Raw genomic sequence first — 18,077 nt, forward strand, 5'->3', positions numbered from 1 at the left:
CCACTCCGGGTCAGGCGGTGAAGTCGGGGGAGTGGTTCTCGATGGCCTTGACGAAGGCGGCCCACTCGGCGTGGTCGAAGGCGAGGTGGGGCCGGGTGGGGTTCTTGTCGTCGCCGAGCCAGACGTCGCCGTTGGGAAAGCGGGCGATGATCACGCAGTCGCCGTTGCCTTCGGCAGAGAAGGGGGACTTGGTCCAGGAGGCTTCGGCGGGGTTGTGGTTGTAGGGGTCGTGCTTCTTGCTCACGTCAGCTCTTCCAGCTTGCGTTCGAGGGCGGCGATGGTGTCTTCCGGCGACAACGCGAACTGCTCGACGCGCACGAAGGTCCTCTCGGCCCGTTTGACGTCGCGTCCCGTTCGCCTGGGGAGCATACCGCCGATGGCTTCCACGAAGACGAAGCCGTCGGAATGGTCGTCAGGGAAGTGCATGAGGGTAATTCCCGAGGCCAGAACGCCGGGCCGTCCGGCGCTCAGCGGCACCATGCGCAGGGTCACATTCGGGTAGTTGGCGACCTCGATCGCATGCCGGATCTGGTCGGCCAGAACCGTTTGGTCGCCCGCGATGAGCAGAGCGACCTCGCCGAAGTAGGCCTTGAAGTCGAGTGTCGGATCCTCGGTCAGCCTTCGTTGACGCAGGACGCGGACCTCGGCTCCGGCCTCGACAAGCTCGTCATTGGGTGCATCGACGCCCGCCGCGATCATCTCGCGCGCGTATCCCTCGGTCTGGACGAGACCGGGGAACGCGGACGGGAAGTAGTTCTGTATGTGGGATGCGTCGGCTTCCAACGCCAGGTACTCGGCGAAGGCCGGCGTGATGGTTTCCGCGTAGTCCAGGTCGCGCCACCACTGCTTGGGCGGGCCGTCTCCGAGCAGACTCTCCAGGTCCTCACGATCCTGACCCGTGACACCGGCGTGGTCGAGCAGCTTGGTGAGGTCGGCGCGGGCGATCTGTTGCTGCGCTCGTTCGATTCTGCTCAGCCGACCGGGGCTCCAACCCTTCAGGCCCTCCGTCATGTCGACGAGGGTCCTGTTGTTCTCCAGCCGCCAGGCGCGCAGCTCGTCGCCGAGACGGATCTGCCTGATCGCCGACAGTTGCTTGCTCAAGTGGTGCCCCTCCCTTCGGGTATGGATGTCCAGTCTCACCAGATCGAGGCCGTGCGCTCAAGTCCGGTTCAAGATCAATTAATTTCTTCTGGTAATGCTGTTGCAGTTTCGATCTCGGATGCCCCACACTCAACGTGACCGAACGGACACGCTCCTGAAGGGGCCTCGCCATGTCCACTTTGAGTAGACCTGTCCTCCGCACCTGGGAGACCTCCCTCACCGAGCACGGCACCTCGGTGCGGGCCGCCCGCCACCAGATCCGTGACCGGCTCACCTCCTGGGGATGATCCGGCGAGCGGGTCGACGACCTCGTTCTCATCGCCTCCGAGCTGGTCACCAACGCCGTCGTCCACGCCTGCCAGGGCCACGGCGAAGTCCGGCTCTACCTCCAGGAGTTCGACGGCGACTGCCGCCTCGAAGTCTGGGACCCGCGCCCCGACCTCCCGCTGCGGGAGCGCCGGGAGCGCCGGCCGCACCGGCTTCACGAGGGCGGGCGCGGCATCGACCTGGTCCGCCGACTCGCCTTCGACTTCGGCGTCGTCGTCCGCCGGGGCACCGGAAAGCGGGTGTGGGTACGGGTGTTGCTCGCCCCCGACGCCAGTCCGCCACCACCGCTCCGGAGTCGCTGACCATGCACCCCGCCGCCATCGCCTTCCAGACCCCGCCCGGCTGCACGCGCGCTGGGAGATGGCGGGCGTCCGACGCCTCACCCTCCGGCCGGGGTGCGAGACCACCGTCGTCGTCCCCGACGACGCCTGGCAGCCGCTCCCGGACGGCTACCCGGAGCGGTTCGCGACCCCGCCTCCGGCCTGCGCCTCGGCCTGCTGCACGTCGACAACCACCAGCCGCTCCCGTAGCGGGAACGCGAGAAGGGGCCCGCCGGCGGCTCTGCGTGAACCTCGGGCCCGGCAGCAGCCACCTCCTCCTCGCCGACACCGACATCAAGTGCTGCGGATCGACCCCGGTGAGGGGTGGTTCGCGCCCACCGCCGTGCTGCCGTACGACGAGTCGACGGCGGAGCGGCCGCTGCCCTCCGTGACCGCCTCCTGGCTCGGCCACGGGGACCGGGGGCTCTTCGGTCCGCTCATCCGACCGGGGTGGCGGGGGTGTGTCACGCTGGTGGATGGGGCGGTGCCGGTGCACGACCGAGGTCGGGAGGCTCGCGATGGCCGAGATCAGGGTGAACGGGGTGTCGCTGTACTACGAGACCCGGGGTGCCGGGCCGGGACTGGTGCTGGTGCACGGGTCGTGGACGGACGCCGACAGCTGGTCGCGGGTGCTGCCGGGGCTCGCCGAGGAGACGACCGCGGTGGCCTACGACCGGCGCGGGCACAGCCGCAGCGAGGACCTGCTCACCCAGGGTTCCGTGTACGAGGACGCCGCCGACCTGGCCGGTCTGATCGTCGGCCTGGGCCTCGCGCCCGCCTACGTCTGCGGCGACTCCTACGGCGGCCTGATCGCGCTCCGGCTGGCCGCCGCCCGCCCCGACCTGCTGCGCGGCGTGGCCGTCCACGAACCCCCGGCGACCGGCACCCTGCTCGCCGATCCGGAGCTGCGCCCGCTGGGCGTCGCCTTCGCCGAACGGATCTCGGCCGTCCGCGAACTCCTCGAACAGGCCGAATCGGCGGCCGGCGCCGAGCGCTACGTCGACACCATCGCCCTCGGCCCGGGGGCGTGGGAGCAGCTCCCCGCGCCCGTCCGGCACACCTACATCCGCAACGCGCCGACCTACCTCGACGAACTGCGCGACCCGGACGCCCTCGACCTCGACCTCACCGCCCTCAACCGCTTCACCGAACGCGTCCTGCTCACCCAGAGCGACGACAGCGAGCCCATGTACGGCGAGATCCTCGACCTGATCGACCTCTCCCTCCCCAAGCCCGAACGCCACGTCTACGCCCACGCCGGTCACGCTCCGCATCTGTCCGAACCCGAGGCATGGGTCCGCACCACCCTCCCCCGCGCCCTGGGGTGAACCCCATCACGGGGGCGCGAAATCCTTGGCGCGCGCCGGTGTCGTCTGGCTACAGTCCGAGCATGATCAGCAACGACGCGGCCCGTCTCGGGGCCGAGGCCGCCCGCCGCCTGCGGGACGCGGACTGCTGCACCATCGAGCCGGGCCTCTCCGGCGAGGAGTTCGACCGGATCGAGGCCTCGTACGGCTTCCGGTTCGCCGACGACCACCGCGCCTTCCTGGCCGCCGGGCTGCCGGTCGCCTCGCCGCCGCAGGACGGTGCCACCTGGAAGCAGCCCTGGCCGGACTGGCGCAACGGCGACCCCGACGACCTCCGCCGCCGCCTCGCCCTGCCCGCCGGCGGAGTGCTCTCCTCGGTCGACCACGGCTACTGGCACGAATCCTGGGGCGAGCGGCCCGCCGACCCGGCCGCCGCCCGGTCGGTCGCCGAACAGCGGCTGGCCGGGGTGCCCCGGCTCGTCCCCCTCTACGGCCACCGCTTCCTCCCCGCCGGCAGCGGGACCCACGGCCACCCGGTGCTGTCGGTCTGGGGGACGGACATCATCTCCTACGGCGAGGACCTCGCGGACTACGTCTCCCGTGAGTTCGACGCCGCCTACCGGTTCCCGGCCGGCTGGGATCCGGTCGCCACCGTCGCCTTCTGGCGCGACTTCGTCGAGTAGACCGCGTCCGGCCCGACCCGACCCGGCCCGGCTCGGCTCGCTCAGGCGAAGCGGTTGAAGACGTCGTGCCAGGTGGTGAGGGTCTGGGCGAGCTGGGAGGAGGTGGCGGCGGCGCCGGTGAGGGCGGCCATGGCGAGGCGGGCGCGGCTGAGGGCGCGGGGCCGGTCGGGTTCGGCGGCGGCTTCGGCGACGTCGGCGACGTGGTCGAGAAGCCGGGCGCGCAGGTCCTCGGCGAACGCGCGCTCCAACTGGACGGCGGCGGTGAGCTGCTGGAGGGCGGTGGCGAGGTCGCCTCGGCCGTCGCGGTCCAGGGCGCCGATGCTGACCTCGATGCCGCGGACCGTCTCGGCCACGACGATGCTGCTGCCCGTCACCTGGCTGTTGATCGCGCCGACGTTGCCGTGGACGGTGACCGGCGCGGGCTGCGGGCCCTGGCCGGAGGCTTCGATGTGGTCGGGCATCCGCTGCTCCAGCTTCTCTAGGTATTCCAGGCCGAGGGTGAGGTAGGCGCCGGCCGCGGCCGGCGGGTGGGGGACGGTCCGTCTGACGCAGTGCCGCAGCCCGTCGGTCAGCTGCCGCAGGCCCTGGCCGGCGTCCTCGTCGGTGAGGCCCCGGTCGAGGACGCCGGCGGTCGCCGCCACCCAGGCCCGGATCGCGGGCACCACCGGGTGCCCGGCGGCCGCCGCGTGGCGCAACGCCTCGCCGGCGGCGCGCTGTTCGGCGATCTCCTCGCACAGCGCGCGCCCGACGATGCCGTGCCGCAGCAGGCCGTGGCGCGGCGGGTTCCGCTCCGCGGGGATGTCGAGCACCGGCCGTTCGACGGCCAGCCCGGAGCACAGCTCGGCGATCCACTGGGCACGGTGGAGGGCCGTGTTCAGCGCGGCCTCGAACTCCCGGCGCGAGGCGATACCGGCGCTCGCCGCCTGGAAGCGCTGGCGGTCCAGCGCCGAGAGCGCGAACAGCGCCCCGTCGGACCACGATCCGTCGAAGGTGTAGCGGTAGACGACGGCGTCGTACCCGGGCGGCATCTGGTCGCGCAGCGCCCACCGGCAGGCGCGCCGGACGGCGTTGACGGCGTCCGGCTTCGGCCGCCCCAGCAGCCCGATACCGTCCCGGCGCCACGGCCGGAGGTACGCGGTGACCTCGCGCGCCTCCTGCGCACGGTTCGCCAGAAGTCCGTACAGCCGCCGGCAGACCAGCTCGTCCTCCTCCCGGAGCACCCGCCTGGCCGCAGCCCCCGCCCCCACCTCCATGCCCGCCATGGTCCCCTCGGCGACCACCCCTGACAAGGGCCCCCGGACCGGCCGCCCGGAACTGTTCCTCCGCGATCCGATCCGATCCGATCCCGACCGCTCGAACGGAGGCCCCTCAGGTGGACCAGCACCAGGCGTGGGGAGCGCTCTACGACGAGCTGGTGCTCGACGCTCCGTCCGTGTCGACGAGACGGTGCCCGTCCTGCGGCGAACCGTCGAATCTCCGGCTGCTCTACGTGCTCCAGGAGCCACTCGACGTGGAGTCCGGCATGGCGGCGCTCCGGTGCGGCGCGTGCCTGAACGGGCTGGCCCCAACACCTCCCTCATCCCGGACGGTGCGCAGCGGGTCCTCCGGGGTACCGAGCAGGTCCCGAACCACCGCTGCTGGGGCCGGGCCTGAACGGCCGTCCCGCTGCTGGTGGTGGACTCGGCGTACCAACCGACCACGATGCCTGTGCTGGATTGTCAATGAACTGGATTGTGCCGAAATCCCGTCGGGGAAGAATTGCCGCCGGGGGGTTCCTCCTGATGGTCCTGATGGGACTGTCACTCTGGAATCTTCCGCTTGCCTCGCAGTGGCGGGAGGACGGGCGGGGCGAGGGCTTGCTTCTTCAGGCTCCACCGAATACGGCGGCGTGGGAGCGGAGCCCGGACGAGGTTCCGGGGGCGCCCTTCATGCGTGGGCTGGATAAACGGGTGCAGCGCCTGTTCGTGCAGGATGCTTCGGATCCTCCGGTCGCCACCTTCGCCCAGACGGTGATGGGGTTCGATTCCCCGACCTGGGCCTGGCTGGTCTTTCGCGACGGGTCTCCGGACAAGCGCTATGCCCGCTACGGGAATGTCGAGCGGATCGAAGGGATCGGCGTCCCGGGTACGGACGAGCAGCGGTACTTCTGCCTCCGTGTGGACGAAGGCCACCCGTGCGACCGGTGGTACGGCTGGCTTCGTTACGGTCAGTACCTGATCGAGGCCGAAGTCATCGACCGCATGCCCGAAGCGGATTCCCTGAGAATGCTGAAGGATTCCGTGGCCGGGATCGGCGCAGTGGCACGACTGATCTGACACCGTCTCGGGGACGCGAGGGCGTGGGCGGTCGAGTTGGTGAGCAATGCAGGAGGCCCCGCCAACCTTGGCGGGGCCTCCTGGTGCGCTCGGCCGGCTCTCGTCGAGCGAGGCCATGACCGGGTCGGTCAGCTCACCTGGGCCTCGGCGACCCAGCGCTGGTTCGCGTTGCCGTTGCACTGCCAGATGCCGACCGTGGTGCCGTTCTCGGTGGCCCATCCCGGCAGTTCCAGGCAGCTGTTGGCGGCCGGGTTGTACAACGTGCCGTCGAAGCGCCGGACCCAGTTCTGGCCCAGGTCGGAGCCGTTGCACAGCTGAATCTGGATCTTGGAGCCCCACTGGGCCGGCTTGTCGTTGATGCCGAGGCAGCGGTCGGTGGCGCCGGAAACCTTGATCTTGTTGTCGCTGGTCAGTGTGAAGTGCTGGTTGGCGCCGTTCCAGCAGTTGTACACCTTGACGAGGGTCCCTGTGGCGCCACCCCAGTTGTCCAGGCACTTGCCCGCGCTGTAGGCGCTGTGGATCTGAACAGAGGAGTTGGTGGTGGACAGCGCCTGGGCCTGTGGCTCGGTGAACGCGTAGGGGTACACCCGCACGTCACTGATCGCGCCCTTCAGCAGGCCCTCCGGCGTGGTGTACCGGTCGGTGGTCGAGCCACCGATGTTCAGACTGCCGTTGGCCCGCCAGGAACTCGGCACCTGGGCCGATCCCGTGGTGCGCCCGTTCACGTACAGGGTGATGGTTCCCGCAGGGGCGTTGTAGGTGCCGACCAGGTGGGTCCACTTCCCCGGCTGCGGAGCGTCGTTGTCCACGGCGCTGTAGTACGTGTTGGTGTTGCGGTAGTCCTCGCCGGGCAGGACGAAGGCCCACCGGTTGAACGCCGCGGAGTACTGGAGGTAGAACGGGCTGCGTTCCTGGCCGGTCAGGGTGACGACGTTCTGGTAGCCACCGGGGTCGTCGAGCCGGGCCCAGGCGGCGACGGTGTAGCTCTGGCTGGTGTCGATGCCCGCCTGGTTGGTGGAGCGGTAGAAGGTGGACGAGCCGTCGAAGGCGGTGGCCTTGTCGGCCAGACCGTTGTGGTCGGCGGTCCGGGTGAAGGCGTTCGGGTAGAGCGCGTTGGAGGCGTTGCTGTCCAGCTCGGCGGAGCCGTCGAGGGCCCACCAGAGCGGGTTGACCGAAGTGTCGGCGATCCGCTCCGGTCCGACGTGCCAGGCCATGCCGGCGTTGGTACTGCCGGGGTTGGTGGTCTCTCCCCACCAGATGTCGATCTGGCCGGAGGCGTTCTTGCCCCACAGGGTGGGCGAGCCCTTGCCGGTGAGGTCACCGTCCGAGCCCAGCGTCGGCCAGCCGTCGACCGGAACCGAGCCGATCTTGAGGCTGTTGGCGATCCCGGTCAGCGTCGGCACGTTCGGGGTCGTACCGTCGGCGCCGATGACGGGGTTCCCGTACTTGTCGGTGGCGGGAACAGTGCCGGTGCCGAAGGTGTAGGCGAGCAGGTCGCCCTTGGCGCCGTCACCACCCTGCTCCAGATTGCGGGCCCAGAGTCCCGGGTGGCCCTGCTTGGCCCAGTCGCCCGGGGCGATGAGCTCCTTGTTCTTCCAGCCCGAGGCGGCCAGCCGGACGGGCTTGCCCAGGACGTTGGCGTCGGTCGCGGGGTAGTACCAAAGGGCGGCGTCCGCGCCGTTCGCGGTGCTCTCCACGGTCAGCAGCCCGCTCTTGTTCTTGAACTGGAGCTTGTAGTCAAGGTCCGTGTTCACCGGGTCGCCGAGGCTGGCCACCCGGAGGGTGTTCGACCAGTCCGTCGCGTTGTACCCGGGAACCGTGAGCCAGGAGCAGTCCTCCGTGCTGGTCTTGACGCACTTCGGTTTGCCGAGCTCGGCCTTCGAGTCGATTCGCCCGTAGTAGCCGGTGATGCCGGGGTTTCCGTAAATCAGGAGCTTCGGGTCTCCAGGAACATGCGCGATCACGTCGTCGATGTTGTTCCCACCCGTGAAGGTACCCCGGTGGGCGAACTGGACGTTGTTCCAGCCGTTGCCGGCGGGCGCGTCCTGCCCCTGGGCCACCAGACTGACGGCCGGGCTCTTCGCGACCGGGTTCCCGGGGACGGTGTAGGAACGGAGGTTGCCGGACTGGTCGGTGGTCACGATGTCCGGCGCGCTGTCGCCGGTCACGTCACCGAACACGGGCGGCGGTCCGTCCGGGTTCCACGGAACGTAGAACGCGTACGGCGCGACCGCGGAGAGGTTGCGGGCGTTGTCCATCACCTGGATGTAGCCGATGTTGGTGCCCCAACGCCCCGGCAGGACGTGGATGCCGCCTTGTGGCAGGCTGCTGCCGCACTGCCACGGGGAGTTGCTGAACTGCGGCTCCCAGGAGAAGCGGGCGCACATCACGCCGGAGGGCGTGCCGCCCGAGGGCGTCGTGTCGACGGCGCTGAACGGGATGATGCCCCACTCACCGGCGCGCTTCCTGGTCACCTGGCCGTTGCCGGACGGCGGGAACCGATCGGCGAGCTCGGCGTCGGACAGCGTGTCGTACATGTTCTTGACGGTGAGGGTGGGCGGCGTCAGGTCGACGCCGAACCGGCAGGTGGGCGTCGAGTTGGACATCGCGACCAGCTTGTCGGTCGAGTGCGTGCTCCAGCCGTAGACGTGGCCGTCGTGGATCACGTCACCGCGAACGTTGAACGCGGCATTGCCGCCGTTGGCGGTCTCACCGGAGAACCCCTTGTCCACGTCGGGTGCGCCGGGAATGCTGTAGTCCCAGATGTGCGACCAGGAGTAGAGCGTGCTCTGCACGGGGCTGTGCACCGTGGCGTTGAGCGTCAGCGCGCCGTTGAAGTTGCTTCCCGCGCTGAGCCAGGCGAGGGACGAGCCGTCACAGCCCTGGTTGTTCGTCCACGGCACCGCGGTGCCGGGCGCCGGTGAGGCGTAGGCGTTGGTGGGAGTCTCGGGAGCGCGGTCGTACTCGACCTCGATCACCGGCCGGTACTCCAGCCGCTTGAACGCCATCCGGTCCGCCTCGTTGCGGGCGCGCAGACCGAACGTGACGGTGTCGTGCCAGGGCGCGTAGTTCTGGAAGACGGAGGTGACGTCGTACTGGAACCGGACGCTGTCGTTGCAGCCCGGCTGCCTGGCGCCCGCCACCTGGGCCTCGCCCAGGCGGCCGCCGATGATGCCGGGTTCGTTGTTCCAGGTGGTCTGGGTGCTGATCTCGCCGGTCTGGTAGAGGTCCACGGTGTACGACGTGGTGCACGAGAAGGCGGACGATTCGTACTCCCAGACCGACATCGTGGCCTTGTTGACAATGGTGCCCGGGTACCCGCGAACGTCGAACTGGAAGTACGACCGCTCGATGCCCTTGTCGTCCTCGTAGCCCTGGAACCCGACGCCCGGCCGGGCGTACCTGCCGTGGGAGGCGGTTGTCTGCCCGTACCGGGGGGTGTTGGCGTAGCCCTGCTGGGTCCACGTCCAGGCGTTGCCTTCACGCCGGTCCGGGATCCACCCGGGATCGATGAACCAGGGACCCTGCCCCTGGCCGAGGACGGACTGATTGGGAGTCAACTCGATGGCGCCGCCCGAGACGGTGGTAGCCATGTTGGCGACCTTGGCGCCCGGAGCGGGGCCGTCCGCACTGCTGACCGGGCCCGGGCCCGACGGTGCTTCGGTGCCGTAGGCCGGCGCCGCCTGGACGGTCTTGCCCTGCGCGGTGCCCGGAGCGGCCGGGGCCGGCGCACTGGAGCTGTCCCACATCCGGGGGGCCGGGGCGTACCACCGGACCTTGCCGTCCTTGCCGGTGGCCGAGAGGTTCCCCGAGGCGTCGGCGGTGACCGTGATGTCCTTGGTGACGGTGCCGAACCGGAGCGTCGTGAGTCGCGGGTCCTTGGCGGCCTCGGCGGTCTTGACGATCAGGACGGTGGAGAGGCCGCCGAACTTGTCCGCGGTGACCTTGAGGTCGACGCCGGGGATGACCTCGGGGTAGATCAGCCCGTCGCCATCCTCGTCGACGACGGGTGTGGTGAGCGGGAACGGCGAGTCGATCGCGAGCGTCTCACCGTCGGGGCCGGTGAGCGTGCCGAGGGGGCCGGGACCGCCACCGGACAGGTGCACACCGGCAGCGGCCGCGGCCGGCCGGAAGCCGCCCGCCGGGTCGGTGACGAGCCTGGCGTCCAGCGGGGCCCAGTTGCCGTCGGCCTGCTTGACGCGCTGCTGGTCAGGGTGCTGGGTGCGGGCGAGGTGACCCTCGGGGGTGGCCGCCGTCTCGCTGTACGCATCCGTCAACTCGGGTATCGGGACGCGCTTGCCGGTGGCCTTGGCCTGGGCGACGGCCTTGTCTGAGGCCGTGACGACGGGCTTCTCCGAGGAACGCGCGGCGTCGGCGTCGGCAATGGTCTTCACCAGGCCGGGCGGGATCGTCGAGGTCTCGGAGCCGGTGCTGGTCGGCACGACGTCCGCCGCAAAGGCGGCCGCCGGTGCCACCGGTGTCAGAGCGAGCACAAGCCCTGCGGCGGCGATGGTGAGCCGCGGTGGCCGGAATCTGGCGTAGTGGCGCACTGTGGAGCGAGCCCCGGGCGGAGCGGAAGGCATGGCGAGTCTCCCCTTGCGATGGTGCTTCGGGCTGCCGTGTGAGATTCGTGAAGATCGAAAAAGAGATGGTCACTGAGCAAGTTGCCGCAGCTACCGACAGTGAGTCAACTGGTTTGCTGGAGTGCTTTGTCCGCTTTGAATGTGAGCGAACCGTTTTGCTTTTGAGGTGACCTCGGTCACATCGGTGAAGATGTCCAATTCGCTCGCGAACCCCTCCCGCAGGCCCTACTGTCCGCCACAGTCATCTGACGACACTTGTCTTCAGGTGTGATAATCACCGTGGGGGTTGTAGTGACCATTCGTCATGTCCATTCAGATCGGCCGGTTGGAGGGGGTGCACCTCCACCGGGCTTGAGGAAGACGCGAAACATCGCCGTCGTCAGTGCGCTGGTCGTGCTCGGTGCGCTGCTGGTTCCGACCGCACCCGCGCTGGCCTTGTCGTCAGCCGATGACGACAAGGATCGGATCTGGTCGCCGCCGAACACTCCTCTGCCGAAGACGGCGTCCGTCCCCGGCAGCAGTGAGACGCCGAAGTCGCTGCCGCCGGAGACGGGCTCGCCGAACTGGGTTCCTCGGAAGGACGAACCGCGGCTGTTGGCGGGCTCGGCACTCGCGGTGCTGGACGTGCCACCGGCGGCCGGAGCGAAGGCGGTTCGGAGTGGGCCAGGTGGCCTGGAGATCCAAGAATCGGTGGCCGGCGCCTCCAAGCAGGCCGGCGAGCTGCCGGTCTGGTTGGCGCCGGTAGCGCCGAAGTCGGCGGCCGACGCCTCAACTGGCGTGCCGGTCAAGGTGAGCGTCGCGGACGAGAAGGTCGCGACTGCGGCTGGAGTGCAGGGCCTCGTCGTCTCGCTGTCGCGCACCGAGCAGGCGAACGCTGCCACGGTTCGAGTGGGCCTGGACCTGTCCGGCATCGGGTTCGGTGGCGACTACGCCGAGCGGGCAAGGCTGGTATCGCTCCCGGCGTGTGCGCTCACCACGCCGGAGGTAGCCGACTGTCTCACCAGGACACCCGTTCCCTCGCACTACGACCCGCAGACGAGCCGGCTGGTCGTCGACGTCGATCTCCCGGCCGTGGAAGCGCTGCTGACGCAGCACGCTCAGGCGGAGTCGAAGTCGGCGGAACTCGCGCCAGCAGGCGCGTCCGCCGCCTCGGCGACCGCGCCGGCGCCGATGGTGCTGGCGACCGAGACCACTCCGTCAAGCGGCCTGGGCGACTACAGTGCGACATCCCTGACGCCGAGCCAGGCGTGGACGGCGGGTAGCTCTTCGGGCTCGTTCACCTACAACTACCCGATCCAGTCGCCGCCCACCCTGGGCGGCGCGGCCCCTCAGATCGCGCTCGGCTACGACTCCGCCTCGGTCGACGGCAGGACATCGTCGACCAACTCCCAGGCGTCGTGGATCGGCGACGGATGGGACCTCAGCGCGGGCTTCGTCGAGCGGTCCTACAAGTCGTGCAGCAAGGCCGGGATCGCCAACTCCGGCGACCAGTGCTGGGGCGGGGCCAACCTGACTCTCGCGCTGGGCGGACACTCGGGCGAGCTGGTGCCCAACGACGCCTCCTGCGTGGCCGGGAACGCCCAGGACGAGCAGTCCAAGTGCACCTGGCGGTTGAAGAACGACGACGGAACGCGGATCGAGTTCCTGACCGGCGCCACCAACGGCACCTGGAACGGCTCGTACCTCAAGGTCACCGACACCGCGGGTACCGTCTACTACTTCGGGTTGAACCACTTGCCGTCGGCAGCCGGAACGCCGACCACCACCGGCCCGGACAGCCGCTCCGCGTGGACGGTGCCGGTCTACTCGCCGTCCGCGGGCGGGAGCGGCAAGCCGGCCGACCCGTGCTACGACGCCGCGAAGGGCCAGGGCTCGTGGTGCCAGATGGCCTGGCGCTGGAACCTCGACTACGTCGTGGACGTCCGCGGGAACCTCACCACCTACAGGTACGCGCCCGAGAGCAACTGGTACGCGCGCGGCACCGGTACGGGCACCAACACCGAGTACACCCGTGGGGGGACACTCGAATCGATCGGCTACGGTCAGCTGCTCTCCGATCAGCTCGGTGCGAACGGTGGCTACCAGCCCGCTGCCAAGATCGATTTTGAGACGGGGGAGCGCTGCGACCTCGGGGCCACCGGCTGTGACCCGGGTCAGCGTGTCGCGTCGCACTGGCCGGACACACCGCTCGACAAGCAGTGCGTGCAGCAAGGCGTCTGCTCCAACCACGGTCCGAGCTACTGGTCGACCAAGTGGCTGAACGCCATCACCACGTCGGTCCGTTCCGGCGGGGTGTACCGTCCGGTGGACCGCTATGAACTGACCCACACGTACAAGGACTCGCGCAACGCCGACCCGGCCGAGAACACGCGGATCCCGTGGCTCCAGTCGGTCAAGCGCATCGGCAAGGACACCTTCAACGGACAGACCGAGCAGTCGCTCCCCGAGGTCACGTTCGCGGATCTGCTCCTGCCCAACCGGGTCGACGGCCTCGTCCCGGCCCGCTCGCGCTACTACCGTCCGCGCATACGGCTGATCACCACGGAGACGGGCGGCCGAATAGCCGTCGACTACCAGCGTGAGTCGTGCATGCGCACGACCGGCAAGATGCCGACGGCGGCCGACAGCAACGCGATGAGCTGCTACAACGTGAAGTGGTACGACTCGGGCGCGGGCAAGACGGTGGACGACTGGTTCCTCCGCTACCCGGTCGCCACCGTGACTGTGGACCCGAACTCCGACCTCACCGCCGGCTCGCTGGCCCAGGTGACCTCCTACGAGTACGGTCCGGCCGCGTGGCACCGCAACGACGGCGCCCTGGTCGACGACACCTACCGCACATGGGACCAGTTCCGCGGCTACGCCAAGGTGACCGCGGTGACCGGCTCAGGCCAGGACGGTCCGAGGGCCAAGACCTCGACCAGCTACTACCAGGGCATGAACGGCGACCTGAAGGCCGACACGACGGCCCGCTCGGTCACCGTCTCGGGCCCCACCAGTGGCGCCAAGACCGACGACGACTGGCTGTCGGGCCGGGTGTTGGAGAGCAACGTCTACGCCGACGCGGACGCCTCCACCCCCGAAACGTCGACCGTCAACACGAGCAGTGACCCCGTCGACCGGGCCACCCACAAGCGGACCGGCCTGCCCGACCTGGTCGCCTGGTACCCGGCTACCACCTCGACCAGTGTCACGACGGTCCGGACGACCACCGGCACCCGGACGAGCTCAACGGTGACCAAGACCGACAAGGACAACAACAACCGAGTCAAGTCCTCGCTGACCAGGGCCGACGGGACACCCGACATCTGCACCCGCACGGGCTACGCGGTCGGTGCCAACCCGCAGATGACCGGTCTGGTGTCGGAGGTCTTCACCGTCTCCGGCAGCAACGCCTGCGACGCGGCGGCCACCGCGGCCAACACCGTCTCCGGTACGCGCACGCTGTACGACGGCCTGGCCCACGGCAGCGCCGGCGCGAAGGGCGAGGCCACCGGCGCACAGGTGCTGGACCGCTACGACGGCGCGAACGCCCAGTGGGTCACCACGGGCGCCAGCACCTACGACGTCTACGGCCGCGCGGCCACCGTCACCGACCTGACCGCCACCGACACCGCCAACCCCGGTGGCGCCGTGGTGACCAGCTCGTACGGCTCGGCCAACCCGGGCGAGCTGCCGAACCGGACCGTGACCGGCACCCCCGCCCCGGCGGGCGCCCCGGACGCAGGCGCCCGGCGGGAGACCACGGTCACGCTCAACCCGGCCCGGGCCCTGCCGATCACCGCCACCGACCCCAACGGCCGGACGGCGACGCAGTCGTACGACGCGCTGGGCCGGCTGAAGGCGGTCTGGACCCCTGGCCGGGCAACGAGCGCCACGGCCAACCACACCTTCGACTACGCCGTGAACAGCACGTCGACGCCGTCGACGATCACCAGCCGCACACTGCGGGGCAACGAGACCTACGCGGTCTCGACCCAGATCATGGACGGCCTGGGCCGGGTGCTCCAGACCCAGACGGATCCGGCGATCTCCGCGTACCACGGCCGGTTGATCACGGACACCTTCTACGACTCGCAGGGCCGTGTGAACCGGGCCTTCGCGTCCCACTTCGACGACACGTCGGGCCCGAACACGGTCCGGTTCAACGCCGTGCCCGCGAAGGTGCCGGGTCAGACCTACACCGTCTTCGACGGACTGGGCCGACCGGTGAGCTCGCAGTTCATCGCCCTCGGCGTGCTGCAGAACACCACGACGACGTCCTACCCGGGCGCCGACCGGGTGGACGTGACACCTCCCACCGGCGCGACCGCCACCAGCACCGTCACGGACAGTCGCGGGCGCACGGCCGAGCTGTGGCAGTACCGGACGGCGAACGCGAACGGCAACCGGGCCGACGCGGACGTCACCGGCTACACCTACACCCCGGCCGGCCAGCCCGCGACCCGGGTCGACTCCGCCGGGAACACCTGGAGCTACGGCTACGACCAGCGCGGCCGTCAGATCCGCGCCGACGATCCGGACACCGGCGTGTCGACCCGGACCTACGACAGCACGGGCCGGCTCGCCACCACCACCGACGCGCGCAACCAGACGGTCGCCATCACCTACGACCTCCTGGGACGCAAGACCGGTACCTACAACGGCAGCGTCAGCCCGGCCAACCAGCTCACCGGCTACACCTACGACACCGTGGCCAAGGGCCATGTGGCCGCCGCGACCCGGTACGTCGGCGGTGCGGGTGGCAGCGCCTACACCAAGTCCGTCACTGAGATGGACACGGCGTACCACCCGACGAACACCGTGGTGTCGATCCCCGGGAGCGAGATCGGCAAGACGGGACAGGTGTCTTTCACCTACACGGCGCTCTACGACCCCATCACCGGTGCGCCGCTCCAGGACAGCAGGGCCGCGGCCGGTGACCTGGCCGAGGAGCGGATCACCTACAGCTACGAGTACTACGGGCTCCTGCACACCCTGTCCGGGGCGGGTGACCTCTACCTCCGTCAGGCAGACTGGGACGCCTACGGCCGCAACATCCGCTCGACGGTGAACCCGTGGGGCACCCAGATCGTCGCCACCAACACGTATGACGAGCCCACCGGGCGCGTCCTCACCCAGTACGTCGACAAGCAGACCGCGACCACCGGTACGGTCCAGAACACCACGTACGCCTACAACCAGGCCGGCCAGATCACCGCGATCCGGACCGTCCCGAACAACACCCCGTCCGCGACCGACCTCCAGTGCTTCACGTACGACTACCTCGGGCGGCTGAAGACGGCGTGGAGCGACACCGGCAGGCTGGAGCAGCCCACGCCCTCGCTCGCGGGCCAGGGGGCCTGCGCGAACGCGACGCCGACCAGCGGCGCCGTGGCGCCGGCGAAGACCACGGTCGGGGGCAGCGCCGCCTACTGGCAGGAGTACACCTACGACCTGACCGGCAACCGCACCAAGGTGGTGAACCGCGACCCCGCCGGTGACCCGGCCAAGGACCTCACGGTCACCCAGACCTCCCCCGCTCCGGGTACCCGCAACACGCCCACCACGGCGGCGGGAACCGGTGGCGGCACCGGCGGTCCGCACGCGTTGGCGAGCACGAGCAGCACGTACGGCTGGTCCGGGTGGGGTGCCGGCGGCAACCAGTACGACGCCGCCGGCAACACCACCCGGATCACCAACCCGGGTGGCAACAGGGAGCTGAAGGCGGGCTTCGTCCTGAAGTCGGGCGAGTCGGCGCGTTCCAACAGCGTCCAGCTCTCCATGCAGGCCGACGGCAACCTCGTCCTCACCTCGCTGCGCAGCGGCCAGGCGATCTGGTCGTCCAACACCCAGAATCACCCGGGCGCCCGGGCCACCATGCAGGACGACGGCAACTTCGTGGTCTACGACATCCAGGGTGCCGCGCTGTGGTCGACCCAGACCACGGCGGGTGCCGGCAGCGGCTACTTCGCGGTCGTCCAGGACGACGGCAAGTTCGTGGTCTACGCCCCGGGTTGGCAGTCCAAGTGGGGGACCCCGACCTGGAACGCCGCCGATTCGGCCAACGGCACGTCCATGACCTGGGATGTCGAGGGCAAGCTCGCCTCGCTCACCCAGGGCACCGCTACCACGACGTACGTCTACGACGCGGACGGCAACCAGTTGGTGCGCCGCAACCCCGGCAAGGTGACCGTCAACCTGGGTAGCGGTGACGAACTCACCTACGACACCAACAGCAAGGTCAGTACCGGCACCCGCTACTACGGCATCCCCGGTGGCATCACGCTGGTCCGCCAGGGCCCGACCAAGCTGTCCTACCAGTTCGCCGACCACCACGGCACCAACTCGCTGTCCATCGACCGCACCACCCTGGCCGAGTCCCGCCGCGCCACCGACCCCTTCGGAGCCCTCCGCGGCCCCGCCTCCCTGTCCACCCCGTGGGCCGGCGACAAGGGCTTCGTCAACGGCCTCAAGGACGACATCACCGGCTTCACCAACCTGGGCGCCCGCCAGTACCAGCCCAGCACGGGACGCTTCCTCAGCCCGGATCCGTTGCTGGTGACTCACGATCCGCAACAGTGGAACAGCTACGCCTACGGTCACAACGCCCCAGTCAACAGGGCGGACCCATCCGGACTTTACGATCCCGATATCCGGGCAGCGGTTCAGGCGGAGCAGAAGGAGCAGAAGAAGGCCGCCGCAGAGGCGGCAAGGAACTGCGGCGGCAATGGAGTCATGGGCCCTTTGGTATGTCCCGACGGGAGCAGCTGGGAGGATAACCGGCCAACGGAGACGCAGCTAAATGTCCTGAAGTATCGAATGAAGATGAAGGCACTGATTTCAGAAACCGGGGATAACTATTCAGATACGGAGGATCGCGCCTTCGGAAAGCATGAGGCAGGTCCGCATGACAGGAAGATTCGGCAGTGGATGTATCAAGTATCGAGCGGCTTGAGTCTTAAGGGGATGGCGCCAGGTGCGCCAAATTCTTACAATGTGGGATCAGAGCTCCTTCAGCACTGGCTGGGCGCTAGCGGAACGCCTTTCGAGCTTAATCCGGGAAGTATGATAAATGAGATTCCAAACTTCAGGAAGGATGTAAAGAAATATCTTACGGCGACATCTGGGCAGGATAGGTTCGACTCCGGATGGCATGTAACTCGTTCAGTCGAAACCGACGGGGAGTCTAGTATTGGATGGTTTTATGCATTGAATAATTTCCAGTGGAGAGTCACGGGTGAGAATCGGAAGTCCGGTGGCCCGAATTACAAGCTGGAGATCCAGAAGCGCTACGACTGGGGAACGCCTGGCGAGGGTCGCGACGATTTGCACAAGGGATGGATCTATATGACCCAGCCGGAGATAGCCCATCTCAATACTGTCGGCTTGGCGAAGGACTTTGACGTATTCGGCTCATCTATGATGCAGGGAGTTCCTGGATGAGGTCTGGTGTGAAGGC

Annotated in this window: 8 protein-coding genes and 1 pseudogene; 5 read left to right on the forward strand and 4 right to left on the reverse strand. The window is 69.0% G+C overall.

From position 1 onward, the window contains the following. Positions 1-10: 10 nt before the first annotated feature. Both ABT093_RS22545 and ABT093_RS22550 read right to left on the reverse strand, forming a co-directional pair. Positions 11-244, reverse strand: a complete 234-nt coding sequence (locus ABT093_RS22545) for a DUF397 domain-containing protein (protein ID WP_350566985.1) — start codon at positions 242-244, stop codon at positions 11-13. After that, positions 241-1,101 carry a helix-turn-helix domain-containing protein gene (locus tag ABT093_RS22550; RefSeq protein ID WP_350566987.1) on the reverse strand — a complete coding sequence of 287 codons (861 nt, stop codon included), beginning with the start codon at positions 1,099-1,101 and terminating at the stop codon, positions 241-243. Before ABT093_RS22550 ends, ABT093_RS22545 begins: the two co-directional genes overlap by 4 nt. A gap of 305 nt (positions 1,102-1,406) precedes the next feature. Here ABT093_RS22550 and ABT093_RS22555 point away from each other — a divergent pair. The 3 genes and pseudogenes from ABT093_RS22555 to ABT093_RS22565 all read left to right on the forward strand — a co-directional run. Then, positions 1,407-1,730 (forward strand): annotated as a pseudogene (locus ABT093_RS22555) (ATP-binding protein); the annotation flags it as partial. A gap of 536 nt (positions 1,731-2,266) precedes the next feature. Continuing rightward, complete coding sequence (locus ABT093_RS22560) at positions 2,267-3,076, forward strand: alpha/beta fold hydrolase (protein ID WP_350566989.1); 810 nt, start codon at positions 2,267-2,269, stop codon at positions 3,074-3,076. A 62-nt stretch (positions 3,077-3,138) separates the two neighbouring features. Beyond that, on the forward strand, positions 3,139-3,738 hold the full coding sequence (locus ABT093_RS22565; RefSeq protein WP_350566992.1) for a hypothetical protein: 600 nt from the start codon (positions 3,139-3,141) through the stop codon (positions 3,736-3,738). Positions 3,739-3,779: 41 nt separating this feature from the next. On the opposite strand, the gene ABT093_RS22570 is transcribed toward ABT093_RS22565, so the two are convergent. Continuing rightward, on the reverse strand, positions 3,780-4,991 hold the full coding sequence (locus ABT093_RS22570) for a hypothetical protein (protein ID WP_350566995.1): 1,212 nt from the start codon (positions 4,989-4,991) through the stop codon (positions 3,780-3,782). Between the two features lie 468 nt (positions 4,992-5,459). On the opposite strand from ABT093_RS22570, the gene ABT093_RS22575 reads away from it, so the two are divergent. Then, positions 5,460-6,053: a hypothetical protein gene (locus tag ABT093_RS22575; protein WP_350566997.1), complete on the forward strand. Its 594-nt coding sequence runs from the start codon at positions 5,460-5,462 to the stop codon at positions 6,051-6,053. A 128-nt stretch (positions 6,054-6,181) separates the two neighbouring features. On the opposite strand, the gene ABT093_RS22580 is transcribed toward ABT093_RS22575, so the two are convergent. Further along, positions 6,182-10,495, reverse strand: a complete 4,314-nt coding sequence (locus ABT093_RS22580) for a LamG-like jellyroll fold domain-containing protein (RefSeq protein ID WP_350567000.1) — start codon at positions 10,493-10,495, stop codon at positions 6,182-6,184. 432 nt (positions 10,496-10,927) lie between these two features. Here ABT093_RS22580 and ABT093_RS22585 point away from each other — a divergent pair, with 432 nt between their 5' ends. Continuing rightward, on the forward strand, positions 10,928-18,061 hold the full coding sequence (locus tag ABT093_RS22585; RefSeq protein ID WP_350567003.1) for an RHS repeat domain-containing protein: 7,134 nt from the start codon (positions 10,928-10,930) through the stop codon (positions 18,059-18,061). The last annotated feature ends 16 nt before the right edge of the window (positions 18,062-18,077 follow it).

This window comes from Kitasatospora sp. NPDC002551 (assembly GCF_040296005.1).
GTDB lineage: Bacteria > Actinomycetota > Actinomycetes > Streptomycetales > Streptomycetaceae > Kitasatospora.

Excerpts from the sequence above, each read along its gene's own strand:
- ABT093_RS22570 (WP_350566995.1), bottom strand. The coding sequence starts at position 4,991 with ATGGAGGTGGGGGCGGGGGCTGCGGCCAGGCGGGTGCTCCGGGAGGAG.
- ABT093_RS22565 (WP_350566992.1), top strand. The coding sequence starts at position 3,139 with ATGATCAGCAACGACGCGGCCCGTCTCGGGGCCGAGGCCGCCCGCCGC.
- ABT093_RS22560 (WP_350566989.1), top strand. The coding sequence starts at position 2,267 with ATGGCCGAGATCAGGGTGAACGGGGTGTCGCTGTACTACGAGACCCGG.
- ABT093_RS22575 (WP_350566997.1), top strand. The coding sequence starts at position 5,460 with ATGAACTGGATTGTGCCGAAATCCCGTCGGGGAAGAATTGCCGCCGGG.